20 protein-coding genes and 2 pseudogenes are annotated in these 25,758 nt (G+C 47.4%); 11 read left to right on the top strand and 11 right to left on the bottom strand.

What is annotated here, in order from left to right; all coding sequences use genetic code 11:
* Positions 1-913: 913 nt before the first annotated feature.
* From RIG27_RS20845 to RIG27_RS20835, 3 genes are read right to left on the bottom strand one after another with little or no spacing between them, the layout of a single operon-like run.
* Positions 914-1,369: a ferredoxin gene (locus tag RIG27_RS20845; RefSeq protein ID WP_446348306.1), complete on the bottom strand. Its 456-nt coding sequence runs from the start codon at positions 1,367-1,369 to the stop codon at positions 914-916.
* Positions 1,369-1,755: a DUF1257 domain-containing protein gene (locus RIG27_RS20840; RefSeq protein WP_446345850.1), complete on the bottom strand. Its 387-nt coding sequence runs from the start codon at positions 1,753-1,755 to the stop codon at positions 1,369-1,371. The genes RIG27_RS20845 and RIG27_RS20840 overlap by 1 nt, the downstream gene beginning before the upstream one ends.
* 33 nt (positions 1,756-1,788) lie before the next feature.
* The gene (locus RIG27_RS20835; RefSeq protein WP_006102996.1) at positions 1,789-1,998 is read right to left on the bottom strand and encodes a DUF2997 domain-containing protein; all 210 of its coding nucleotides are present in this window, start codon (positions 1,996-1,998) and stop codon (positions 1,789-1,791) included.
* Between the two features lie 385 nt (positions 1,999-2,383).
* Here RIG27_RS20835 and bioU point away from each other — a divergent pair, with 385 nt between their 5' ends.
* Complete coding sequence (bioU, locus tag RIG27_RS20830) at positions 2,384-3,409, top strand: (S)-8-amino-7-oxononanoate synthase BioU (RefSeq protein WP_446348310.1); 1,026 nt, start codon at positions 2,384-2,386, stop codon at positions 3,407-3,409.
* Between the two features lie 60 nt (positions 3,410-3,469).
* Here bioU and RIG27_RS20825 read toward each other — a convergent pair whose 3' ends face one another.
* The 4 genes from RIG27_RS20825 to RIG27_RS20810 form a co-directional block, all read right to left on the bottom strand.
* Positions 3,470-4,054 (bottom strand): hypothetical protein, encoded by a 585-nt coding sequence (locus RIG27_RS20825; RefSeq protein ID WP_446345853.1) that lies wholly within the window; start codon positions 4,052-4,054, stop codon positions 3,470-3,472.
* 274 nt (positions 4,055-4,328) lie between these two features.
* Entirely contained in the window at positions 4,329-5,549 is a 1,221-nt protein-coding gene (locus RIG27_RS20820; RefSeq protein ID WP_446348303.1) for a type II secretion system F family protein, read from the bottom strand.
* 91 nt (positions 5,550-5,640) lie between these two features.
* A complete protein-coding gene (locus RIG27_RS20815; RefSeq protein ID WP_446348308.1) occupies positions 5,641-6,771 on the bottom strand; it encodes a type IV pilus twitching motility protein PilT in 1,131 nt (376 codons plus the stop codon).
* Between the two features lie 111 nt (positions 6,772-6,882).
* On the bottom strand, positions 6,883-8,886 hold the full coding sequence (locus tag RIG27_RS20810) for a GspE/PulE family protein (protein ID WP_446348301.1): 2,004 nt from the start codon (positions 8,884-8,886) through the stop codon (positions 6,883-6,885).
* A 546-nt stretch (positions 8,887-9,432) separates the two neighbouring features.
* Between RIG27_RS20810 and grpE the strand changes: the two genes are divergently transcribed.
* From grpE to rsgA, 5 genes are all read left to right on the top strand, one after another.
* Complete coding sequence (gene grpE, locus RIG27_RS20805; protein ID WP_446348299.1) at positions 9,433-10,242, top strand: nucleotide exchange factor GrpE; 810 nt, start codon at positions 9,433-9,435, stop codon at positions 10,240-10,242.
* Between the two features lie 145 nt (positions 10,243-10,387).
* A complete protein-coding gene (gene dnaK, locus RIG27_RS20800; protein ID WP_446348297.1) occupies positions 10,388-12,358 on the top strand; it encodes a molecular chaperone DnaK in 1,971 nt (656 codons plus the stop codon).
* 164 nt (positions 12,359-12,522) lie between these two features.
* A complete protein-coding gene (gene dnaJ / locus RIG27_RS20795; protein WP_446348295.1) occupies positions 12,523-13,650 on the top strand; it encodes a molecular chaperone DnaJ in 1,128 nt (375 codons plus the stop codon).
* Positions 13,647-13,916, top strand: coding sequence for a sulfurtransferase TusA family protein (locus tag RIG27_RS20790; protein ID WP_446348293.1), 270 nt, complete (start codon positions 13,647-13,649; stop codon positions 13,914-13,916). The genes dnaJ and RIG27_RS20790 overlap by 4 nt, the downstream gene beginning before the upstream one ends.
* Positions 13,913-15,010: a small ribosomal subunit biogenesis GTPase RsgA gene (rsgA, locus tag RIG27_RS20785; RefSeq protein WP_446348292.1), complete on the top strand. Its 1,098-nt coding sequence runs from the start codon at positions 13,913-13,915 to the stop codon at positions 15,008-15,010. Before RIG27_RS20790 ends, rsgA begins: the two co-directional genes overlap by 4 nt.
* 237 nt (positions 15,011-15,247) lie before the next feature.
* Here rsgA and RIG27_RS20780 read toward each other — a convergent pair whose 3' ends face one another.
* Positions 15,248-16,036, bottom strand: coding sequence for an ion transporter (locus tag RIG27_RS20780; RefSeq protein ID WP_446348290.1), 789 nt, complete (start codon positions 16,034-16,036; stop codon positions 15,248-15,250).
* 110 nt (positions 16,037-16,146) lie between these two features.
* Positions 16,147-16,812, bottom strand: coding sequence for a hypothetical protein (locus RIG27_RS20775; protein WP_446348288.1), 666 nt, complete (start codon positions 16,810-16,812; stop codon positions 16,147-16,149).
* Between the two features lie 119 nt (positions 16,813-16,931).
* Between RIG27_RS20775 and RIG27_RS20770 the strand changes: the two genes are divergently transcribed.
* Both RIG27_RS20770 and RIG27_RS20765 read left to right on the top strand, forming a co-directional pair.
* Complete coding sequence (locus RIG27_RS20770; RefSeq protein WP_446345873.1) at positions 16,932-17,159, top strand: AbrB/MazE/SpoVT family DNA-binding domain-containing protein; 228 nt, start codon at positions 16,932-16,934, stop codon at positions 17,157-17,159.
* Positions 17,156-17,254, top strand: a pseudogene (locus RIG27_RS20765) (DNA-binding protein); the annotation flags it as partial. The gene RIG27_RS20770 and the pseudogene RIG27_RS20765, both read left to right, overlap by 4 nt.
* A gap of 56 nt (positions 17,255-17,310) precedes the next feature.
* Here the strand turns inward: RIG27_RS20765 and pyrF are convergent.
* Both pyrF and tyrS read right to left on the bottom strand, forming a co-directional pair.
* Positions 17,311-18,018: an orotidine-5'-phosphate decarboxylase gene (gene pyrF, locus RIG27_RS20760; protein ID WP_446348286.1), complete on the bottom strand. Its 708-nt coding sequence runs from the start codon at positions 18,016-18,018 to the stop codon at positions 17,311-17,313.
* 892 nt (positions 18,019-18,910) lie between these two features.
* Positions 18,911-20,104, bottom strand: coding sequence for a tyrosine--tRNA ligase (tyrS, locus tag RIG27_RS20755; RefSeq protein WP_446348283.1), 1,194 nt, complete (start codon positions 20,102-20,104; stop codon positions 18,911-18,913).
* Positions 20,105-20,313: 209 nt separating this feature from the next.
* Between tyrS and RIG27_RS20750 the strand changes: the two genes are divergently transcribed.
* The 3 genes and pseudogenes from RIG27_RS20750 to iscB form a co-directional block, all read left to right on the top strand.
* Complete coding sequence (locus tag RIG27_RS20750) at positions 20,314-21,567, top strand: RNA-guided endonuclease InsQ/TnpB family protein (RefSeq protein WP_446348281.1); 1,254 nt, start codon at positions 20,314-20,316, stop codon at positions 21,565-21,567.
* Positions 21,568-21,912: 345 nt separating this feature from the next.
* Entirely contained in the window at positions 21,913-23,835 is a 1,923-nt protein-coding gene (locus RIG27_RS20745) for a transglycosylase domain-containing protein (protein WP_446348279.1), read from the top strand.
* Between the two features lie 671 nt (positions 23,836-24,506).
* Positions 24,507-25,758 (top strand): annotated as a pseudogene (iscB, locus tag RIG27_RS20740) (RNA-guided endonuclease IscB); the annotation flags it as partial.

The following is a 25,758-nucleotide window of genomic DNA, read 5'->3' as shown; positions in this document are numbered from 1 at the left end:
AAAGGTTTAGGGTTTAGCGTCGTGATTATCAGGATGATTGGGATTGTCGGAATAATCACGGTTGTAGGGGCTCCTCGCTGCAAAACATGTTCGGTGTGAGAATTAACCTGTATCGACTCGCCCTTGTCTAAATGTTGTGTTAGACATTACCAATACCGGGCGGAGGGCGACCCGATAAAATTAAAGGTTGGGTGGTGTTAATTGAATCCGGCGGGTCGCCCCTACCATTGTTTTTATGGATGCGATGTCCGATAATTCCCCATACCTGACGGAGGGCGACCCGATACAATTAGAGGTTAGGTAATATTAATTAAATCTGGCGGGTTACGAGAACACCAAAGGTTTAGGGTTTAGCCTCGTGATTATCAGGATGATTGGGATTGTCGGAATAATCACGGTTGTAGGGGCGAGTCGCTGCAAAACATGTTCGGTGTAAGAATTAACCTGTATCGACTCGCCCTTGTGCCAATGTTGTGTTAGACATTACCAATACCGGGCGGAGGGCGACCCGATAACATTAAAGGTTGGGTGGTGTTAATTGAATGCGGCGGGTCGCCCCTACCGGGGACAAATGGCGAACAATTAAACAATTTCTCAACTGGCACAGTAATAGACGAATCGTCGATACGGTTTTCCGGGTCTTTGGGTCATGCAATTCCTGTGCAATTCAAAAAACTGTCCCGTTGCCCATAAGTTATCAGAAAAGTAATTCCTATCCTTGAGTAAATTGAATTAACTAACGTTTGATGAAGAAAGGGACTATGGAATCACCGTTTAACAACCAAATTCACAGTAATGCTTGGGTGAACAATAAACCATGAACAATCAACAATGAACAAATAACCAATGACAAAAAAACCTCAACGGCAATGAACCATCGAGGTTTGTTGTACCAGAGACTGTAACGAAAAGTCTATTGTTTTGGGCGTGTTTTTGACTTATATTGTTTAAGGGCTTTCTTGCGCCGCATTTTGGTCGCCACGACAGCCGACTCAATCGGAAATCCAGCCACGGGAATAACCTGAAACTGTCGCTCGTCTTCTAGCTGCTTGAGTTCGGTGTAGTCTACCCAGTGAATGCAATTGACTGGACAGGTATCAATTGCTTCTTGGATTAAATCTTCTGGGTCACCATCTTGGCGAAAGGCACGCGCTCGCCCATGATCTGGCTCGATGTAAAATGTATTGTGAGCTGTATGGGCACAATGCTTACAACCAATACAGGTAATTTCATCGACATAAACACCTTTCTGCCGCAGCTCACCACCGAGTTCGGGTTCTAAACCGGAACGCTCTGGTGCATCTCGGAAGACGCCACCGAGTTCGGGTTCTAAACCGGAACGCTCTGGTGTCGGGGAGAAATCAGACATTACGCACTCCAGCGTTGGACAACTAAACGGATTGAACCGTCTTGATTATTTTCTTGTTGGGCAACTTGAAACCCTTGCTTGGCAGTTTCACTCATCACGGTATGAAACGCATACCGTTGGGTGATACGGTTGAGGAAACCCTCGACGGATAAAGGCTGTTGCCAGTATTGTAGGTCGGCAACTAGCTCGTATTCTTTGCCATTCCAGGCAAAACCGACATCGTAGTTATTATCTTGTTCGATAACAACTTCGGCGGTTCGGGTTTGACCACGATATCCACGCACTTCACTCGGACCTGCTTTCCAGTCTACGCCCAGGTCAGTTAATGCTGATTGTAAAGAGGTCAGGTTGCGGATTTGAGTTTTTATGTTGCTGAAATGTGACATTTTGGTTAAAGAAAGCTAATTGAACAAAAAAACTTACCAAGAGCTATAGGTCGCTTGAGCGGTTGCTGTTGCCGACTGCTGAGTCGGTTGGGTAAAGTATTCCGATGTTTGCTCCATCGAAACGACTTGCCCCAACTGAGCTTCAATGGCAGCAGTCACTTCCGCACAAGAGGCGCCAACGATACCCGTGACTTTCTCTTGCACTCGACCATCTGGATAAATGACAAATTCTAAGGTTTCCATCAGTTTGTTAACGGTTGGGTCAGTCCTCCAGTTCCGGGCTGTAACACCAATTAAGCGACAGCCTCTGAGTGTACACAACCAGCTATCTCGCCAGTTGAGCCATCTCTCGTTATTATTCGCATCATAGCGAATTGAACCTTAACAGAAATTAATACTTGATTAGTATCATACACTAATCTTTTGTTAAGTTTCGCGTATCTTGCCCTCCCAGTCAAGCGGCAGGATTGTCCAAATTGTGTTCTTAACAAAAAGATACATAGAGATGAGGCACAGGTCAGGTGGGGGAACTGGGAAAGCAGAGGAAGCTGGGGAAGCAGAGGGAGCAGAGGGAGCGGGGGAAGTGGTGAGAGATAATGAAGGTTTGTGTGATTTAAGGTGTATCGCTATGAGTGAGACCCATAAGGCAAATTTGATGGATTCTACGTTAAACAAACCCATTCGAGTCGGTATTTTAGGCTTTGGCGGATTGGGACAAGCGGCGGCTAGAGTGCTGGCTGGTAAACGGGATATGATTTGGGTCGCGGCTGCTGATAAACAAGGTTGGGCATACAATGGGACTGGATTAGATTGCGATCGCGCGATCGCAATGTATCATAATCAAGGATCACTGGGGTATCTCGAACCCGCAGGCACTCTCAGCAATAACACGATTGCTGATTTAATCGAAAATGCGGCAGTGGATGGCTATTTCCTTGCCCTACCCAATTTGCCGAATACGTTTATGGCATCAGTTGCCCGTCAGTTTATCCAATCAGGATGGCGGGGGGTACTCGTAGACGCCCTCAAGCGCACCAGTGCGGTGGAACAATTACTCGCCATGAAAGATGAACTCCAAGAGGCGGGAATCACCTACATGGCGGGATGTGGTGCTACTCCGGGATTGTTAACGGCTGCGGCTGCGATCGCGGCTCAAAGCTATGCTGAAATACACAGCGTTAACATTACCTTTGGTGTCGGTATTGCTAATTGGGAAGCCTATCGCGCCACGATTCGAGAAGATATTGCCCATCTTCCCGGCTACGATGTAGAACAGGCACGTCAGATGAGTGATGCGGATGTAGAAGCCCTCCTAGATAAAACCAATGGTATTCTCACTTTAGAGAATATGGAACATGCCGATGATATCATGTTGGAATTAGCTGGGATATGCTCTCGCGATCGCGTCACCGTCGGCGGCGTTGTTGATACCCGCAATCCGAAAAAACCCTTAAGTACAAATGTTCAAATAACCGGACGCACCTTTGAGGGCAAAACCTCAACCCATACCTTTACCCTTGGTGATGAAACCAGTATGGCGGCTAATGTCTGTGGTCCAGCCTTTGGCTACCTCAAAGCAGGGATATCATTACATCAAAGAGGTCTTTGCGGGCTATTGACGGCAGCTGAAGTGATGCCGCATTTTGTTCGATAGTCTATGGTGATTGGGGATTGGGGAAGACCGAATGTAGAGACGTAGCATGCTACGTCTCTACTAAGCAGGTGGACGTTCAGTAGAGAAGCTTTCTGATTTTTCCTCTTCCATCACATAATCTGGACTTTGCATGACAAAAGGTAAACTAGCCCCCAGTAAACCCCGTTGAATCCGTTGGGGTGTTTCCGGGAAGATTACAAACAACGGATAAATCCGGTCAACGCCTTCACTGAGAACATGTTGATGGCGAGGAGGCATCAACCACTCATAATCTTTGTCTAGCAACACTTGCGTCTGACGCCAACGACTCAATAAACCCGAAAAATCTTCATGAGGGCGATGAATGAGAATGATAATTTCCACCCCCATTTTTATTTTCCATTCTGGGTCACACATTAACATAGCAACATCACAGGGTAAGCTAACGGTTCCATTCAAGCTTGTTAGATTAGAATGTCCTGTTGAGGATTGGAGATGGCGTAGGCGCACAATAGGTAGAGGAATCGTGATCACACTTTCTGAGGGGCGGCGCATACTCGGAATCATTTCCAAGTAAGGTCGATATTGCTTCAGAAGCGCCAACGCCCCCTCATGGTGGCTATATTCGGCTAAACTTGTTTCGTAATTAGATGGCTTAACTGGCATTTTTCAATAAGTGGCGATTTACTAACGTCTTGTTGATTAGTTTAAATACTATTCACGAACAGTCGTGGAGAATCAGTAGAGGTTGCTCAGGTTGTTAGTACCGTTCCCTGGGAATTCACACCTTCAAAATGCTTTCCTTATAGGCGTTTCAGTAATGCGTGAAGGATAGTTTTTTCCCTCATGCTGTACGAGTGGCTGATTCAACATAGCAAATCCTCTACCATCAAACGGTTGTAGGAATGGATTATCCATCTCCGGAAAATCTTTCCCGAATTTAACCCAACGTTTCAAACACTTTAAACATGGGCAGATACATAGAGACCAGAATTGTCCCAACCATTCCCCCGATGACAATAATCATCACAGGCTCTAAAATACTGGTCAAAGCTTTTACGGTTTGCTCAACTTCATCTTCGTAGAAATCGGCAACCTTCATCAGCATTGAATCCAATTCCCCAGTTTCTTCACCAACACTAATCATCTGAATAGCTAGACCGGGGAAAACTTGCTCATTTTGCATGGCAACACTGATCAAACCCCCTTGCTGAATTTCCTGCTTGGTAGCTTCCACAGCGTTAGCAATCACTTGGTTTCCTGAGGTATCCCGAACAATATCTAACGCATTAAGAATGGGAACTCCGGAACGAGTCAACGTACCGAAGACGCGGCAAAACCGGGCGACTGATGATTTTTCATTCAGTTCACCAAACAGAGGTACTTTCAATAGGAGTGCATCGATTTGTAGACGACCGGGTGGGGTTTTGTAGTACTGTTTGACGGCAAATGTGGTAAAGATGATCACCCCAACTGGAATCAGAGCGTACCAGCTTCTGAGAACACCACTCAACCAGAGCATAAAGGCAGTCAGGGCTGGTAATGTTCCGCCGATTTCTTCAAAAATCCCGGCAAAGATAGGGATGAGAAAAATGGTCATGCCCAAAAACACCAGTACAGCAAAGCCACCAACCACCAGAGGATAAGTCATTGCCGACTTAATCTGGTTTTGCAGCCGCGCCATATCTTCCAGCAGCTTGGCTAATCGGTTGAGAACTTCATCCAAAACACCGCCAACCTCCCCCGCTTGCACCATACTGACATAGAGTTTGTCGAAGCAGGCGGGATGTTCACGCATGGCATCGGAGAGACTGGTTCCCTGCTGCACCTCGGTACTGATTGCCGTTAGGGATTTTTTCAGCTTGGGATTAGCACATTGTTCCGATAAGATACCCAGACAGCGCACGATGGCGACCCCAGCATTAACCATTACCGCAAATTGCCGGGAAAAAACGGCTCGGTCTTTGACACTGACGCTCGTCATTTTTTCCTGGAGTGCGTCTAAATTTAGGTCTTCCAGGCTAAACGCTTTCTGAATATTGCCAACACTGGAATATTGATTTTGAAAGTGGGCACGGGCTTGATCCGTAGAAAGAGCTTTAACTTTCTCTTTTTTGGCATTTCCGTTGGAATCCCGAACCTCAGCAATAAAGGTAGGCATAGCTTGCGTCTGAATGAAAAAAGGATTGAAGGAAAGGGTTAGTTGTCCGGTGATATTTTTTCCAGTTCACGAGAGAACTAACCCTGATAACTTAGCGAGTCTTAGCACCAACCTTGCCGCCTTTGGCACCCGCACCAGCCATTCCAGCAGCACCGCCGAGAATACGCTGCAATTCGTCAGGTTTAGAACTCTTGGACACGGCTGTTTCAAAGGAAATCGTTCCCTGTTTGACTAAGTTTGCCAATGTCTGTTCCATGGTGATCATGCCCATTTTCATCCCGGTTTGGATAGCGGAATACATTTGAGACACTTTGCCTTCCCGAATTAGGTTAGAGATAGCAGGGGTGACAATCATAATTTCCTGTGCCATTGCCCGACCAAACTCACCCGGTTTCGGGTTTTTCTTGGGTACCAAGGTTTGACTAAAGACGGCGACCAAGGAGTTCGAGAGCTGAGCTTGGACTTGAGCTTGTTGTTCAGGCGGAAACACGTCCAGCATCCGGTTCACAGTTTGAGAGGCGGAACTGGTGTGCAAGGTTCCCATGACCAAGTGACCCGTTTCTGCGGCTGAAATCGCCAGTGAAATAGTTTCCAAATCCCGCATCTCGCCGACCAGAATCACATCCGGGTCTTCCCGTAAGGCGGCTTTGAGCGCATTCGCAAAGCTTTTGGTATCTTCACCTTTTTGACGTTGGTGAACTAAGCTTTTAATGTTGGGAAAAACGTATTCAACCGGGTCTTCGACGGTGAGAATATGTTCAGGTCGGGTGCGATTAATTAAATCAATCATTGCCGCCAGTGTGGTGGTTTTTCCTGAACCCGTGGGTCCAGTGACCAGGACTAATCCACGAGGACGTTCGCTCATTTCCCGGACAATATCCGGCAGACCTAACATATCAAAGTTGGGAATCTTGGAGGACAATGCTCGCAAGCAAGCGGCGTAGTAGCCGCGCTCCTTATAAACATTGACCCGGAAACGAGCCAATCCCTTCACCCCATAAGAGCAATCCAATTCCCAGTTCTGCTCTAATTCTTTGCGCTGACTATTATTGAGCATACTGAAAATCAGCTTCTGACATTCTTGGGGATTCAGTGGGTCTTCCCCAAAGGGTTGGAGTTTACCACTAATGCGGAAATAGACCGGTGCCCCAGCTTGAATATGCATATCTGAGCCACCCATTTCAACGAGCTGCTCCATCAAGTCTTCAATCATTAAATCCATTGGCATGGCATTGTCTCCCAATCAGAATCAGTTGTTACTTTTTAGTGTTTTTGGCTTAATCAATAATTGTTGGAGGTTGAAGTCTACAACAATTCAGGAATACCGCAGCAGTTAGTCACGGAAACGTGGGGTCATACAGTACGGACAGTCTAACCACTCCTGTTCTAACCCAGCGCCGCAAGTGCTACAGGAGAGGGATTGTTTACGTTTGGCTTTCAGTTCTGCCTCAAGACCGGAATCAGTAAACGTGACTCGTTCAACTTCTTCCAACGTGGTATGACCATCCTGCACTAGGTTTAAACTGTAGGATAATAGGGTTTTCATCCCTTCTTCAACCGCTGCTTCTTTGATCCGTTCGGTAGGCGCTCCTTCATTGATTAGGAGTTGCAGTCGTTCGGAGTTCCGCATGACTTCATAAACGCCCACTCGTCCTTTGTACCCGACCCCATTACATTTTTGACAGAGTGTTCCTTTGGCGCGAGCTTCGGTAATTTCTTCGGGTTGTAGGGTATTGGCTTTATAGAAGGTGACTTCCCCTTCGCTGGAAGCAGTTAAACCAAATCGAGCCAGTTCCGCAGCAGTAGGCTGGTAAGGTGTGCGACACTCCTTACAAACTCGCCGCATCAGGCGCTGGGCTAAAACTCCCAGGAGCGCACCTGACACCATGAATGGTTCGACCCCCATTTCATCCAAGCGGGGAATGGCGCCCGCCGCGTCGTTGGTATGGAGAGTCGTTAAAACTAAGTGTCCCGTGAGCGCTGCTTCAATCGCGGTTTTCGCCGTTTCCTTATCTCGCGTCTCACCCACCAGAATCACATCTGGGTCTTGCCGTAGAAATGAGCGTAGAATCGAGGCGAAGTCCATGCCTTTTTCCCGCAGTACCTGTACCTGAGTAATACCAGGTAAGGAATATTCAATCGGATCTTCTGCGGTACTGATATTGACACCTGGGTCATTGCGCTCAGCCAGCATAGAATATAGGGTTGTGGATTTACCCGAACCCGTCGGACCCGTGACCAAGATCAGCCCAAAGGGGCGTGCTGTCATTTCCCTGACAATTTCTAAGCTTTCTGGGTCGGTGATCAGAATGTCCAAACCGAGCTGGGTGCTAGAGTTATCTAAAATCCGCAGGACAATCTTTTCACCATAGCGGCTGGGTAGGGTACTGACTCGGAAGTCAACCTTGCGCCCTTGGAACATGCGCCGAATTCTGCCATCTTGAGGTACTCGGCGTTCAGCAATGTCCAAATCTGACATAATTTTGAAGCGAGCAGCAACGGCATCTTTGATCTTTTTGGGTAAGTTCTCAAAGGCTTGCCGCAGTACGCCGTCTTTGCGGAAACGAACCCGCAAGTATTCTTCCTGGGGTTCGATGTGAATGTCGGAGACTTCCTCTTGTAGGGCTTTGGCGAGGATTCGATTCACCAAGTTAATCACCGGGGCACCACTGGCTTCACCCAAGGCTGTCCCTATGTCTTGCTCCGTTTCTTCTGGTGCATCGGAAAGCGTATCGAGATTCTCCAGATCCTTACTGATATCTGTCTGCTTGGCAGCTTCCTGTTCCTTCTCCTGTGCCAGTTTTTGATCGCGATATTGATTAATTAGATGCTGATAGTCTTCCTGGGTAATCACCATCCGCCTTAGCCCAACCCCTTGAGGGCGCAGAATCCGGTTTAGATCATCTTGGGCATCGAGATTATCCGGGTCAACCATTGCCACTAGAACCGATGGCGGCTGTGTGTCATTCCTGGATAAAGGCACTAAGCGATAGCGACTACAGATGTCAATGGGAATTAGGCTTTCAATGAGTTCCTTGACTTGGTGACCAGAAATATCACCAAGTTCCGGATCAAGAGATTCAACACCGTAAAGTATTTTGAGTTCAAAGAGTTGCTGTTTCTTGTACTGACGGATTAAGTCGGGTGGCAACTGACGCCCGGTAATTGATTCAACGACATCGGTCAGAGGTCGTCCTGACTTGCGGCTCTCCGTCAAAGCTTGCCGCATTTGACTGTCATCAACGTAACCTGATTGAACCAGTTTATTTCCAAAGGGCGAAAAATCGTTTTTGACAACAAGGGCACGTCTTGCTGATGATGATGGGGATTGAGTCATAGTGAGTGAGACTATCTCCTTGATTACAGAATTCCTAAAAGTTTTAGCTTTTGTCGTACTGGATACGCGACAACGGTAACCCCATTCGCCTTGCCACCAATTTGAATAAAAGGGCTGGACGGATCTCAGAATGGCTCCCTTCTCACTGGGTTTAGATCAGATTACCCATGCTGGGAAACACTTTGAGGCGCGAATAAGGTTGGATGCCAACATGCTGGAGTTACCAATATCCTGGCAAGGGTGAAATGCAAGTCTTCAGATAATCTAAACGTGATAGAATTCTGACTGAATTCAAATTAGTCCTCTATACCCTGATAGAATACTCTATTCCTTATTATAGATGGGGATACCGCCTCAAGTTTTATCTTAACGGTTACCTAACAGACAATTTTACCCAGTATGTACTAGGATTTGAGGAGGTAGCAATCCGGACTTGATGCCTGGGGCTTTAGCCTGCCCCAAATCTTGCCGTTAATCTGGGCAAGGTAAATGTTGCCATACCTTGAAGGAGCAGGAGATTGATTGAGTTTTTAGTACGAGTGAATTATGAGTGACGAAGACAAACAACCAAATACTACGTTGCAACAAACAGATGAGCAGAAGACCGTGAATTCAGATAACCCCGATTTAAATGAGACAACTTCCGAGGAGGAGGTTGGCACACAACCCGATGTCGAGTCACCATCAACGGCAGAAGCGGCAACCGCTGAAGTGACAGACGAAGCGGCAGAAACTTCGGCAGGGCAAGGCGTGGAGAGTGAGTCGGCGGAATCGGACTCTGCCGGATTGCCCGGTCAGCAGGAGGATGTCGCGGTTATCGAAACCTTGCAGCAGGAAAATGAACTCCTCAAAGCTCAACTGGAGGAAGTTAATCAGCAATTTGAAGCCTTTAAAACCCAATCCATGCGGATGGCTGCCGATTTTGATAACTTCCGCAAGCGGACGGCTAAAGAAAAAGAAGATTTAGAACATCAAGTAAAGCGTAATACTCTGGGCGAGTTATTATCCGTGGTCGATAACTTTGAGCGGGCGCGATCGCAAATCAAACCTCAAAATGATGGGGAGATGGCGGTGCATAAGAGTTATCAAGGGATCTACAAACAACTGGTGGAAGCCTTCAAACGCCTTGGGGTTTCGCCGATGCGTCCGGAAGGAACAGAGTTTGATCCCAATTTCCATGAAGCAGTGATGCGACAGCCGAGTGAGGAATATGACGAAGGAATCGTCATCGAACAACTGATGCGTGGCTATTTCTTGGGCGAGCGCGTGCTGCGCCATGCCATGGTTAAAGTTGCTGCGGCTCCAGAGCCCGTGGTAACCTCAGAGGAAGACACCTCGACAGAACCAGAAAGTTAAGTGGCACGGGGATACTCCCCCCTTGGGTGTCCGTCTCTAAAAAAATCAACCCCAAACAACGGTTGAGCGCACGTCAGGTGAGTTCTGTAGCCACAGATTATCACCTTAAAAAGAAAACCTTACTGATCAGATAGGCCGAAGCGCTATGGGAAAAGTCATTGGCATCGACCTGGGCACAACAAATAGTTGCGTGGCTGTCCTCGAAGGAGGTCAGCCCCTTGTCATTTCCAACACGGAAGGCGGACGAACCACACCGAGTATTGTGGGATTTGGCAAATCGAATGAGCGCTTGGTTGGTCAACTAGCGAAGCGTCAGGCAGTTCCCAATGCAGAAAATACTGTCCATAGTATTAAACGGTTTATTGGTCGTCGATGGGATGACACGGTAGAAGAGCGATCGCGGGTTCCCTATACCTGTGTTAAGGGTCGTGATGATACAGTTGATGTCCAGATCCGCTCCCATCAATATACCCCGCAGGAAATCTCTGCCATGATCCTGCAAAAGCTGAAAGCCGATGCCGAAAACTTTCTCGGTGAACCCGTAGAACAAGCGGTGATTACAGTCCCTGCCTATTTTACCGATGCTCAACGGCAAGCGACCAAAGATTCCGGTACCATCGCAGGTTTAGAAGTGCTGCGGATCATCAACGAACCAACCGCTGCAGCATTGGCGTATGGGCTGGACAAGCAAGACGAAGAACACCAAGTTCTCGTCTTTGACTTAGGCGGCGGTACGTTTGATGTATCGGTAATGCAACTGGGTGACGGCGTATTTGAAGTCAAAGCCACGTCTGGCAACAACCATTTAGGGGGAGATGACTTCGATAACGTGATCGTGCGCTGGATGATCCAGGAGTTCAAGGAACAAGAAGGCATCAACATCGGCGCAGATAAAATGGCGCTACAGCGTTTGCGAGAAGCCGCAGAAAAGGCAAAAATTGAACTCTCTAGCATGTTGAACACCTCGATCAACCTGCCGTTTATTACCGCAGATGAAACGGGTCCTAAACATCTAGAGATGGAATTGTCGCGAGCGAAGTTTGAAGAACTGGCGAGCGACTTGATCAAAGGCACCGTTGAACCCGTAAAACAAGCGCTCAAAGATGGCGAACTTAAGCCCGATGATATTGACCGGATTCTGCTGGTCGGGGGTTCGACTCGCATCCCCGCCGTCCAGAAAGCGATTAGTAAGTTTTTTGGCGGTCGCCAACCCGATAAGTCGGTTAACCCCGATGAAGCGGTTGCCCTAGGTGCAGCCATTCAAGGGGGCGTCTTGGGCGGTGAAGTTGAAGACTTGTTGCTACTAGATGTAACTCCATTGTCACTGGGGATTGAAACCTTAGGCGAAGTTTTTACCAAAATTATCGAACGTAACACCACGATCCCCACCAGTAAATCACAAATCTTTTCCACGGCGACGGACGGACAAACCTCTGTGGAAATTCACGTCCTCCAGGGTGAACGAGCGATGGCTCGTGATAACAAGAGCTTGGGTAAGTTTCTACTGGCAGGCATTCCTCCGGCTCCGAGGGGTGTGCCTCAAATTGAGGTATCCTTTGATATTGATGTTAATGGAATTCTTAACGTCTCAGCGGCGGATAAAGGCACAGGACGAGAACAAAGCATCCGGATTACCAACACCGGTGGATTAAATACTGGTGAAGTGGAACGGATGCGCCAAGAAGCCGAGCAATTTGCCGAAGAAGACCGCCGTCGGATGCAACTGGTGGAACTGAAAAATCAAGCCGAAAGCCTCTTCTACAGTTACGAATCGACCCTAAAAGACAATGCCGATTTGGTACGCGAGGACTTGAAGGCGCAGGGAGAGAAGAAAAAGCAACAGCTACAAGCTGCACTCAAAAACCCCTCGATTCCAGTGGAAGACGTTAAACAGCAACTAGAAGATTTCCAACAAACCCTGTTTACCATTGGTGCAGCCGTCTACCAAGAGAGTGCGCCCGATTTGGAACCCGATGAGATTAGCGAAAGCGAGGAGGAACTTGCCTCACCTGTAGAAGTTAGCGAACCTTCTGAGTCGGAACCCGAAGAAGAAGAGTTAATTCTGAACTTTGATGATGAAACGGTAAATAATACTGACTATGAAACAGTTGACTAAGGCAATGCCTACCTAAATGTAAGTAGCAATTCGCTGGTTTTTTATCCAAAATGGATAGACGTGCAGGTAATCCGGATATCAGCCCTCGGTGGCGATAAAGCCGATTCTCTGTACAAACTACCCCGATTAACCCACAACGTAATCTAACCCTCCCGCATTGCTCTATGCCTGACTACTATGAGACTCTCGGCGTCTCTCGCGACGCTGACAAAGAAGAAATAAAGCGGGCTTACCGTCGCCTTGCCCGAAAGTACCATCCCGACGTTAACAAGGAACAAGGAGCGGAAGAGCGATTTAAAGAAATTAATCGAGCTTACGAAATCCTTTCCGAACCCGAAATGAAGGCACGATACGACCGCTTTGGTGAGGCGGGTGTATCCTCAAGTGCTGCTGGAGCCGGCTATCCCGATTTTGGGGATATGGGTTTTGCTGATATTTTTGAGAGCTTCTTCAGCGGTTTTGCTGGGGGTATGGGTCAGCAAACGGGACGTCGGCGGGGTGGACCGACGCGAGGGGATGACCTGCGCCTAGACTTGAAGCTAGAATTCCGGGAAGCTGTATTCGGTGGGGAAAAGGAAATTCGCATTCCTCACCTAGAAAACTGTAATACCTGTAACGGTACGGGGGCTAAACCGGGAACTCGACCGCGTACCTGTTCGACCTGTAGCGGCTCAGGACAAGTGCGTCGCGCTACTCGTACTCCCTTTGGCAGTTTCACTCAAGTGTCAGTCTGTCCAACCTGTAACGGCGAAGGACAGGTGATTGAGGATAAGTGTGAAACCTGTGGGGGCGCAGGTCGCAAACAAGAAACCAAAAAGCTAAAAATTACGATTCCCCCCGGTGTGGATAATGGAACCCGGCTACGGGTTTCTAAGGAAGGAGATGCTGGATTACGCAGTGGTCCTCCAGGAGATTTATATGTCTACCTATTTGTTGAGGAAGATGCGGAATTTCAGCGGGATGGAATTAATGTTCTGTCGGATCTGAAAATTAGCTATTTACAAGCTATTTTAGGTTGCCGTCTCCAGATTAATACCGTTGATGGTCCGGTGGAGTTAAAGATTCCCCCAGGCACCCAACCGAATACGGTGTTAACGTTGGAAAATCATGGGGTGCCAAAATTAGGGAATCCGGTGAGTCGGGGTGATCATTTGATTACGATTCAAATTGATATTCCCAGCCGAATCACCACAGAGGAACGGGAATTACTGGAGAAATTGGCAAAAATTAAAGGCGATCGCACGGGTAAAGGAGGGCTAGAAGACTTTTTGGGAGGACTGTTTCGCGGATGAGTAAGCCCACGGGATCGACAATTAATCAGACACCTGATGCTCAACTGGATTTGCGAGGAACACCTTGCCCAATTAACTTTGTGCGGACTAAGTTACGTCTAGAACAAATGACGCCCGGCTCTTTATTAGAAGTGTGGCTTGATCCAGGGGAACCGATTGAACAGGTTCCTGATAGTCTGGCGATGGCAGGGTATCCGATTGAGGCACTCGACGATCGCAAAGACTACTTTGCCCTAAGAGTACGGCGTCCGCAAGCTTCTGCATGAGCGAAGTAGTCGATATCCCACCGTCTGAGTTATCTGCCCCCTTATTGGGGACAGTTCTGGCAGTTCAGGCGAATTTCTATCAGGTTCGATTAGAGTCTAATTGTGATCAAGAAGACTCCTCATGCTACGTCTCTACACTATTGTGTACCCGTCGTTCCCGATTGAAAAAAATTGGTCAACGGGTCATGGTTGGCGATCGCGTGGTCATCGAAGAACCCGACTGGATGGGGAATCGAGGTGCGATCGCAGAAGTTCTCCCCCGGAAAACCCAACTGGATCGTCCTCCTGTGGCTAATGCTGAACAAATTCTCTTAGTTTTTGCTTTAGCAGAACCTACCCTGGATGCTTATCAACTGAGTCGCTTTTTAGTCAAGGCAGAATCGACGGGGTTCCAGGTGTGTTTGTGTCTCAATAAAAGTGATTTAGTCACACCAGAAGAACAACAGCAGTGGCAACAACGCTTGAACGTCTGGGGATACCAGCCCCTATTTATCAGCGTTTACACTAACACAGGTTTAGCCGAACTCAGCGATCGCTTAAACCAGAAAATTACCGTCTTAGCTGGATTGTCTGGAGTGGGAAAATCCAGTTTAATTAACCAACTTGCCCCCGAAGTCAACCTGCGCGTGGGAGAAGTAACCGGAAAATTAGGACGGGGACGCCACACTACCCGCCATGTAGAATTGTTTGAGTTACCCCAAGGGGGTTTATTGGCAGATACGCCGGGATTTAATCAGCCTGACTTGGATTGCACGCCAGCCGATTTAATCCATTACTTTCCCGAAGCGCGACAACGGTTAGCGGTAGCCAGTTGTCAATTTAGTGACTGCTTACATCGAGATGAACCTAACTGTGCGGTACAGGGAGACTGGGAACGCTACGATCATTATCTGGGTTTCTTAGAGGAAGCGATCGCACGTCAGGAACGGTTGCACCAACAAGCTGATCCCGAATCCACTCTCAAGGCGAAAAGCAAAGGAAAGGGACAAACCCAGTACGAACCAAAGTTAGAAACCAAGAAATATCGGCAGCGTTCTCGGCGAACTCAACAGCAGGATTTAGCGGAACTCTATCAGGAAATCGAAGATTTATAACTGACTGGAGTTGAGACTACGACAAATTAACCCAGCTATACCCAAAACCTGGAACACTGATTTCTCGGATTGGCAGGAATGGTAGAGGTGGGGCGTGGTAGGCTGGTAGCACTGATTACACGGAGGCGTTAGTTCTCGCTGGCAAAGGATGAAAAGATGATTGTGAGGCGATTATTTAGTTCTCTGTGTCAATCTGTGTCCCCCACTATTCAGGTTTCTGTCTGCGCCCTAATGAAATCAATCAGCCTGCTCTAACTTAGTCCCACAAATTTTGCAAAACTGAGCATCAGAATCATGAAAAGGTAAACCACACCCGACACAGACTTTCTCCACTTGGTTAGCCGTTTTAAGTAAGTGCTTGACTAAATCGCCCAATTGCCAAGGAATCAAAGCAATGCCTGTCAAAATCATCAGCACTGTTAGTAATCGACCCCCTTCTGAAATTGGCGTGAGGTCACCAAATCCAACGGTGGTCATCGTTACGACAGCGAAATAGAAGGCATCTAAAAATGTCTTGAATTTTTGAGGATTTATTCCATGTTCAACTTGATAAATTAATCCTGAGTAAACAAAAATTATGGTGAACAATGTAAACAATATTCGAGCTAAGATAATGGCATCTTGATTACTAAGTCTAAAAACATAAATTTTAAAGGTAAGGAAGCGAATTAACCGTAAGATCCGAAACCAACGGAAAATTAAAATAAATCGGATATCCGTCACGCCAATAAAGAAAGGCACGATCGCGATTAGATCGATGAGAGAAACCGGGCTAAAAAAGAAATTAACTTTAGATTCAGCAACCCAAAATCGGAGTAAATACTCGGCAACAAAAATAATTAATATAATTCGGTCAAGACTATCTAGACTTAGGCGAAGCGGCGGCGGTATGGGATAAGTCTCGCACACGAAAATTGCTGAAGATAAGAGGATTAACCCCATAATCAGCAAATTAACCCGCCTACCCACAGGCGATTCAATGTCTTCTAGGTAAAGAGCAATAGTTTGTCGCAAATTATCGGGCATTAATCTGGCACTAGCAAAGGAAAGTTAAAAACTGAAGTTGAGGTATTTACTAAGATGCCCTCAATCAAATCCAACAGATTCAGCACTAACTTAAATTGTAAGATAGACCACTATCTGTATGAGGCTCGAATTGCGTCCGCCCGACAATCTCGCAACCAGAGCTGCACGGCTCGACCCATAATACCATCGCTACTCTCTCTTGGCGGCGTCGGTGGGCGTTCTGGTGAAGGTGAACCTAGGCGCGTAAACATCAGAGCCAAACGCCATCCACTATCGGTATTGGTTAAAAATAGCCAGTGAAAACTCTCTCGTTCGATCGCACCTCCCTCAACATATTGGCGTTCTAGAGTGGTGAAAAACACTTGCTGTGGGGGTTCTACGTTTGCAGTCGTCACAGAATTATAGGAACCGGGACCGAGAGTCAGGGGTTGAAATTCCGCTCGCCCTGCCACTATGATATATAGATCTATATCGATGTCCTCATTTACAGGGCGCGATCGCTGAATCACCCGATTCGCGTAGTCCGGTAAATCCCGCAGCATTAGAGAAGTTAAGGTTTCTACATCCTCCGGACAAGTCGCCGATTGAGCTAGAAGTGTGGGTTTAGGAAAACAGGGGTGCAGGAGTGCAGGCGTACAGGGGAGGACTCTTGGCTTTGTTGGTTTCATTCTCAGCGTTTGTGAGCCGAGGATATAATCGGTGTTAAATGCCCCACCATCCATCTGAAATCCCAGCCAACAGGCAACGGTTAAGCATTGGAGCAACTTAAGACTCATAAGGAGTTACAAGACTTGGACAAGAAACTATTTCAACCCCAAAAATAGAATAGTGCGATCGCTAAACTATCAGGGAATTCATTAATAATTCGGTTACTTTAGTTAGAAGGACAAAAAGCATGAAAATTGACACTGACGGGAAAATTACTATTCCTCCAGACATTCAAAACAAGCTTGGGTTTCGACCAGGGACAGAAATTCAATTTGAAGTAATAGGGAATACCTTGCACATTCGCAAGCCTCAAGGCTTTAGCCGAGGAAAACAAATAATTACTGCCATTCGTGGTAAAGCCACTAACCGACTGACAACTAACGACATTATGCAACTAACTCGCGAAAACCGATGAGCGAAATTTTGGTAGATAGTAATGTCATCTTGGATATTCTCACCGAAGATCCTCAATGGTTTGACTGGTCATCGCAAATGCTAATCGCAAATGCTAACTGACTACGCCATAGGTATCTAGCTGATGATTATAACTATACCAGCGCTAAGCGCTATAACTCCTCACAAATTCTTTCCCACGCTGCAACGGGGTCAGGCGCAGCCGTGATCGGGCGTCCAATTACCAGGTAATCAGCGCCCGCTTTCAGAGCATCTGCGGGTGTCATCGATCGCCGTTGATCGCCCGGTTCCGACCAACTGGGACGGACGCCGGGACAAACCAGGAGAAAGTCATCGCCACACACTTGTCGAATCTGGGACACTTCTTGAGGCGAACAAACTGCACCATTTAATCCGGTTTCTTGTGCCAAAAGTGCCATCTGTAGAGCGTATTCGGGTAACTCAATTGGAACTTTTAAATCAAAGGCTAAATCTCGTGAGTTCAAACTGGTGAGTAGGGAAATCGCAATTAACTTTGGGGGTGAACAGGCGGCGGCTTCTGCTCCTTCCTTCGCGGCGGCTACCGCTCCTTTGAGCGCCATGCGACCGGCTACGGCATGAATTGTCAATAAATCTATCCCGTATCCAGCAGCCGCCCGTGTTGCCCCAGCTACCGTATTGGGAATATCGTGAAACTTGAGATCTAAAAATATGCGTTTTTGCCGCTCTTTGAGAACCTGAAGCATCGCCGATCCACTACTAACAAATAGTTCCAGTCCGACTTTCCAGAACCGCACCTGGGGTAATTGTTCCACGAGTGCGATCGCGTGGGCTTCGGTCGGTACATCTAAGGGGACGATAATCCGCTCTGCTACTGACATGGAAAATGCTTGGTGATAAGTAGCCACAGATTATCCCATTTTTCTTTAACCGTGCAACTTATGCACTAGAAGAAGGCGCTCTGACACTCGCTCCGGGTTGACCTCGCCCCTACACTTGAATAAGGGCGGGTTTAGTCAAGTTATTGGTTTTTGTCAAAGGTTATCCGTAAAACCCGCCCCTACCATTAACTTATTACTTGTTATCAAACCCATAGATAGTTTAAGGGGAAAGAAATTTCTTTCCCCTTTTTTTGTATTGATATGCGTGAAGTGTCTTTCTCCTCAAGAGGGGAAAGACTTCTCCCGACCCACAGGCATATAGCCTGTTTTGTACGAAACTGTTGAGGAACGATACTCAGTTCCGAGGCACCGCTTTACAGGAATCCGACTTCCTCGGATGTTCGTTCTTTTTAGAGTATAGCAAAACGAGCTGTATCTTGTTCGTTCCTACTAAGGCAAAACTCTGGAGTGTCACCTTAGATGGCGTGAGGTACACAGATACAGATCCCCGACAACTCCTAGGGCGTCGGGGATCTTGCTGAGATAGACTGTACTTCATCAACCACTAAATCTGCTGTAAGTCCCTCATCCTGATGAGAAACGTAATATATCTTTTAAAGTGCTTTTGACAAGCTCTAAGTAATAGCTCTGCCTTCTGCATGGATGCTCGATAAAAAAGCCATTCCTAGAAAAACCCATAGCAGTATGAGCGGCAATAATGGTGACATGAGCGAACCTCCTATGGAACACACTGTCTGATTATTTTTATCATACCACTTGCCCCACTGATTTTATTGACAAATTTGTAAATTTACGCTAATCCCCAGCTTCCCCTGCTCCCTCTGCTTGCACGCCCGGTAGTCAAAAACTTTTGCTGTCATGCACTAGCTGCTTAGGATGTCAACCGCACAGATTTCTTTTTCCCTACCTGTAAAACCTTGCCCTCTAAAGCCTCTGGGGAATCAAAGGTGCAGTCTACATCCGTAATGCGATCGCCCTCTAGCTTCACACCGCCGCCTTTAATCTGTCGCCGCCCTTCGCCACTACTGTTACACAACCCACTAGCATTAAGGATATAAAACAACTTGGCGGGAAACTCGACTTGGGAGAGGGAAAATTCGGGGATAGCTCCCCCGCCTTTTGCCTCATCTGCTTCCTTTTGACCATGATATTGGGTGACAATTGTCCAAGCGAGGAGTTGTTGGCGATCGCGCGGATTTGCCGGGAGTGCCTCTAAGGGTAAGTCGGTGAGTAGCTCAAAATACTCCTCTAACAGATTATCTTTAGTCCCTTCCAGCTTCTGGTACATGGGTTGAGCCGCCTCCTGCAACCCCACATAATTATTCAGCGACTTCGACATCTTCAGCACACCATCGGTACCAATTAAAATCGGCAGGAGTAATCCAAACTGGGGGGTTTGACCAAAATGCCGCTGTAAGTCTCGCCCCACAGCAATATTAAATTTTTGATCCGTTCCGCCTAACTCCACATCCGCCTTAACTGCCACAGAATCATACCCTTGCATTAAGGGGTAGAGAAACTCATGCAGGTAAATCGGATTTTCCTGTTTAAATCGTTCCGCAAACCCCTCCTTCGCTAGCATCTGCCCCACCGTCATCGTGGCTAACAAATCGAGAATCTCCGCCAAATCCAACTTACTTAGCCATTCCGAGTTATAGCGAATTTCCAGGCGTCCTGGTGTTTCAAAATCTAAAATCGGACGCACCTGATCCAAGTAGGTTTGGGCATTTTGCTGCACCTGTTCGTCAGAAAGATGCTTCCGTACTTCTGATTTACCACTTGGATCACCGATTCTTGCGGTAAAATCGCCAATAATTAGGACAGCCGTATGACCCGCATCCTGAAACGCCCGTAATTTCCTTACGGGAATACTATGACCCAAGTGGATATCTGTCCCCGTCGGGTCAATTCCCAACTTGATCCGCAAAGGACGCTCAGTTTGGCGAATCCGTTGCTCTAGGTTCTCACTCGGGTCTTGAGAATCCGGTTGGTTGGGAAAAATGTCACTAACACCTCGGTATAACCAAGATAATGACTGAGACATTGTGTTTAAAGAGTTTGACATTCGTCTGGGAAATCTTTCAAGATTAACGTGCAGGAGAATGGCAGATGTTTAACTGCTGAGGGGTTTGGGGAGCGATAAGTCCCACGATTAGCGTTGGGATGCTTCGACAAGCTCAGCAACACCATGGATTCCCCAAGTCAATTGAGTGGGATTCAATATCCCCGAAATTGACATTTACCACTTCAATGATAATGTGGTAGAACCTACCTATGATTCTAAACCACACCTACCGCCTATATCCTGATAACCAACAAGCCCAACTTCTAGATGAGTGGTTGGAAACATTGCGGGTGTCCTACAACTATGCGTTGCGGGAAATCAAAGACTGGATTGCTTCTCGCAAGTGTCCAATGGATAGGTGTAGTTTGGAGTTTGAGTATATCATGAGTGCCGATTATCCCTTTCCTAGCTACCACCAACAACAAAACAATCTACCTAAAGCTAAGAAGGAATTTCCACGACTCAAATCTGTTCCCTCCCAAGTCTTGCAGACTAACATTAGAAGGTTACATGATGCTTGGGACTTCTTTAGGGAGAGGGGTTATGGATTCCCCCGCTTCAAGAAAGTGGGACAAATGAAGTCGATGTTATTCCCACAATTCAAGACAAACCCAGTTACAGGTTGGCACATCCAACTGCCCAAATTAGGGAAAGTGGAAATCAACTTGCATCGACCTATCCCTGACGGATTTGTGGTTAGGCAAGTACGGGTAGTCAAAAAGGCAATGGGATGGTTTGCAGTAATCACTCTGTACTCAGATCTGGAAATTCCAGATCCTTCACCTCATGGTCACGCCATTGGGGTAGATGTGGGGTTGCTTTCCTATCTGGCTACCAGTGATGGATTTGTCGAACCTGGACGTAAATTCTTCAAAACCGAACAAAGGCGGCTGAAAGTGCTACAACGTCGGTTAGCGAAGAAAAAAAAGCGTTCCAAGAATTACGAGAAAGCCAGGAAGAAGGTAGAGTTGCAGCACAATCACATCGCACTCAAGCGGAAGGATTACCAGTATAAACTTGCCCATAAGCTTTGTGACATGGCGGATACTATCTTTGTTGAAGACATAGATTTCCGAATCATGGCAAAGGGTTTTCTGGGTAAGCAGACGATTGATGCTGGTTTTGGGCAGTTTCGCTCTATCCTCAAGTTGGTCGGTAAGAAGCGAGGAGTATTTGTGGGCGAAGTAGATTGCCGAGGGACTTCCCAGACTTGCCCGAATTGCCGAATCACGGTCAGGAAAGAACTCTCTGAGCGAATACATTCTTGTCCTGAATGCAAATACGAGGTATATCGCGATATTGCTTCAGCTCAAGAAATCTGTAATCGAGGTATAGAAACGTATCCAGGGACTCTGGAAAAGCAAGAAATTGGCTCTCAAGTTGAGGTGTCGGGGGCTATGTGCCTAGATAACTGGCGTAGGGGAGCAATGCCCAATCGTGAGGTTGGGAAGCCCACAGCATAATCTCCGATTTGCTGTGGGAGGATGTCACGATTTACCGTTTTCTATGCAAATCTAGAATGGTAATGCTACCATTTTTGCAGCCAAAAGCCAAAATACTTCGGTTTGTTATCATGAACAATTATCTCAGGCTTAATATTAAAATCTAAGGGAGAACCCGTCCACTGATTCAACGCTGGGAGCAACGTCTACAGGGGACAAGAATCGCCAACGCCGAATCATCGCTAATCCTGACTTTCGCACAAATTTCTGTAATCATCTATAGAAGGTATAGAACGTATCCCCCTAAGGTTGCCTCCCACACAGCTATTCAGTATTTTTTTTCTTGAGTGAGGAAGTGAAATCACAGTGTCGTCTAGTACCATCCAACAAAAACAACAAAGAGATAGTAAAAACGGATTGCCACCCGCTTTCCGATTCGTGCAAGGAGTCGCTCAGGTAACAGGCGGAACCATTCTCGGCATTACCATGCTAACTAGCTCGGTTGTGGCTGGTGGGCTAGTGGGCTTGGCGACAAGCTTCCGCAATCTTCCCGATGTGAGAGTCCTCAGGGGCTATGTTCCCACGGAAACGACCTACGTCTACGATATCAAGGGGAAGCACTTGGCTAGCCTCCATGGTGAAGCCAACCGAGAGGTGGTTAAGTTAGAAAACATTAACCCCAATCTCAAGCGAGCCGTTATTGCCATGGAAGATAGCCACTTCTATATTCACCATGGCGTTAACCCCAACAGTGTGGGTAGAGCCTTTTTAGCCAACTGGGAGAAGGGCGCTGTAGTTGAAGGGGGTTCTACTTTGACTATGCAGCTGGTGAAAAACTTGTTTCTGTCTCGGGAGAGGAAGTTCTCGCGGAAAATTGCCGAGGCAGTTATGGCAATCCGGCTGGAGCAAATCTTCACCAAAGACCAGATATTGGAAATGTATCTGAATCAGATCTATTGGGGTCATAACAATTATGGCATCCAAACCGCATCTGAGAGTTACTTCGCCAAACCCGCCAGCGAGTTAACCTTGGCAGAATCAGCCATGCTAGCTGGATTGATTCAGTCTCCAGAAGAATATAGTCCCTTTGTCAACTATCCCTTAGCCAAAAAACGGCAAGCGATCGTTCTGGCTCGCATGGAGGAATTGGGATGGATTACGGCTGTGGAGAAAAAAGAGGCATTAGCTCAACCTTTGGGCGTGGGTAAGCCTACTTCCTGGCAAACTAGCCAACTGCCCTATATTACAGAAGCGGTTGTGGCGGAGTTGAATGAGCGATTTGGTCGAGATGCGGTTCTCAAAGGGGGGATGCGTGTCCAAACCACGGTGGATTATAATTTCCAGCGCATGGCGGAAAAAACCATTGCTCGCGCTCACCGGAACTTGCGCCGCCGGGGGCTATATGCGGATCAAGTGGCATTAGCGGCTGTTGATCCGCGTACCCATTATGTGAAAGCCTTGGTGGGGGGGATTGGATACGAAAAGAGCCAATTTAACCGAGCGATTCAATCCCGACGCCAACCCGGTTCAGCGTTTAAACCCTTTGTTTACTACACCGCCTTTGCCAGTGGTAAATATACGCCTTATTCCACGGTGATGGATACCCCTGTCAGTTACCGGGATGGGAGTGGCTGGTATTCGCCCAGAAACTATGGTGGCGGTTTCGGTGGGGCGATGAGTATTCGGAGTGCGTTGGTGCAGTCGCGAAATGTGCCAGCGGTTAAGCTGGGCAGAGCCGTTGGCTTGGATAAAGTGATTGAAGTATGCCGCACCTTGGGAATTAAAAGCCCCATGGAACCCGTCACATCCTTACCCCTCGGTGCGATTGGGGTGACGCCTTTGGAAATGGCGGGGGCTTATGCGACGTTTGCGAATACGGGTTGGCATTCTGATCCGACAATCATTGTCCGGGTAACCGATAGTGTGGGCAATGTGTTATTAGACAATACCCCAAAACCCCGTCTTGTGCTTGACCCCTGGGCAACGGCTTCACTGAATGCTGTTCTGCAAGGGGTGATTCAAGGTGGAACCGGAACCGCTGCTCAAATTGGACGCCCAGCGGCTGGGAAGACGGGAACAACGAGTTCAGAACGGGATGTCTGGTTTGTCGGATATGTGCCACAATTAGCGACGGCGGTTTGGATTGGTAATGATAATTACAGACCTTTAGGGGGTGGGGCGACAGGGGGCGGATTTGCGGCACCGATTTGGCGCGACTTTATGAGTCAGGCGTTGAAGGGTGAGCCAGTACGCTACTTTGAACCCGCGTCTAAGTATCCTAGTCCTTAAAACACTGATTTCACAGATTTATTGTCCAGATGGCGGTGGGAGGGGAGAGGTTAGTTACACTGATTACACTGATAGGTTAGTTCTCTCATCTTCAGGTTAGAGATACCGTAGGGTGGGTTTCGACTTCGCCTGTACGCTATTTTGAACCGGCGTCTAAGTATCCGCGTCCTTAAAACACTGATTTCACAGATTTATTGTCCAGATGGCGGTAGGGAGGTGAGAGGTTAATTCGGGGCTGCTGTTGGGAGTCTTGTGTGAGGCAGGGGATACATTTTTCCTGCTCCAGATGCAAGGATGAGGAGTATTTATGTACCAAAAGCTTGCACCATCCCCGGTAAAAAAATGCTTGAAACCCAAGTATTGTATACCTTCTACATTAATGCAGCAATCCCTAATTAAACTGATGACACTGAAAAGTAAACGGCAGGCTGATTAACTTTTGTAACATTACGCTATCCGCTCAACACAGGACAACTGTGGACAAGATAGCCATGACTGAGGCTTAAAAGCCTACGTTAAAGAGGTCAAGACACCTACGAATGCTTTCCAGTTTGTAGCCCTGTCGTCAAGGATTAAACAGGTTTATTGAGCTAAGCCAGTGTCTTTGACAGAACTTGCCTCTTTAACTTTGTCGAGGAACACGTTACCGGAGCAATCCGAGATTAAAACTTATGTTTGTGTTTGTACTGGACAAAAATAAAAAACCGCTCGCTCCTACTCACCCAGCACGCGCCAGAAAGTTGCTTCGTACTGGCACAGCGTCAGTGTTTCGTCGCTTTCCATTCACCATCATTTTGCCTGACACACAGGTGAAGGACTCTCAAGTCTCAGAATACAGATTAAAAATTGACCCAGGAGCGAAAGTCACAGGAATTGCCGTCCTCAAAAGCAATGTGGTGGTATGGGCAGCCGAATTAACTCATAGGGGGTTCGCCATCCGAGATGCGCTTACCACCCGCCGTCAAGTGAGACGCTCACGACGCAATCGCCAAACTAGATACCGTAAAGCACGGTTCAATAACCGCCGCCGTCCCCAAGGGTGGTTGCCACCATCTCTAAACAGTCGAGTTCAAAATATATTGACTTGGGTAAGGCGATTATCACGAGTCTGTCCGATCATGGGCATTAGCCAGGAGCTAGTCAGGTTCGATCTACAAAAGATGCAGAACTCAGAGGTATCTGGCGCAGAGTATCAACAGGGCGAGCTGGCGGGCTACGAGGTTCGCGAGTATCTCCTTGAAAAGTTCAATCGGTGTTGTGTCTACTGCGGTGCAACCGACACTCGACTAGAAGTCGAACACGTCAAACCACGCTCACTTGGCGGCAGTGACCGGGTTAGCAACCTAGCCATCGCTTGTCGCCCGTGCAACCAAGCTAAAGGGAGTCAAGACATGCGAGAATTCTTGGCGGGTAAGCCAGATGTTCTCAATCGAATTTTTGCTCAACTCAAAAAACCATTGGCTGATGCTGCTGCTGTTAATACGACCCGATGGGTTTTGTTTGAGCGACTCAAAGCCACGGGGCTACCCGTGGAAACTGGGACGGGTGGACAAACCAAGTTTAATCGCATTCGTCTGGGATTAGAAAAAACTCACTGGGGAGATGCGGTAGCTGTTGGCAGTTCAACACCCCACCGGGTCATAGTCAAAGTCGTCAAACCTTTGATAATCAAGGCTACAGGTTACGGGCATCGACGGATGTGCAATATCACCAAGTTTGGTTTCCCTCAAGTGAATAAGAAGGGTGAAAAAGGTTTACGGCTTCCAGACTGGGGATATGGTAAAGGCTGCTGTCCCCAAAGGGAAAAACGCAGGTACTCATGTTGGTCGAGTCACAGTTAGAAAAACCGGGCAGTTTGATATTTCCACATCTATCCAGAAGCTTCAAATCATTAACCACAAATACTGCACACCAATCCATCGG

The sequence above is a fragment of the Coleofasciculus sp. F4-SAH-05 genome (genome assembly GCF_040222985.1).
GTDB classification, from domain to species: Bacteria; Cyanobacteriota; Cyanobacteriia; order Cyanobacteriales; family Coleofasciculaceae; genus Coleofasciculus; species Coleofasciculus chthonoplastes.
This window is presented reverse-complemented; position numbering and strand designations above follow the sequence as displayed.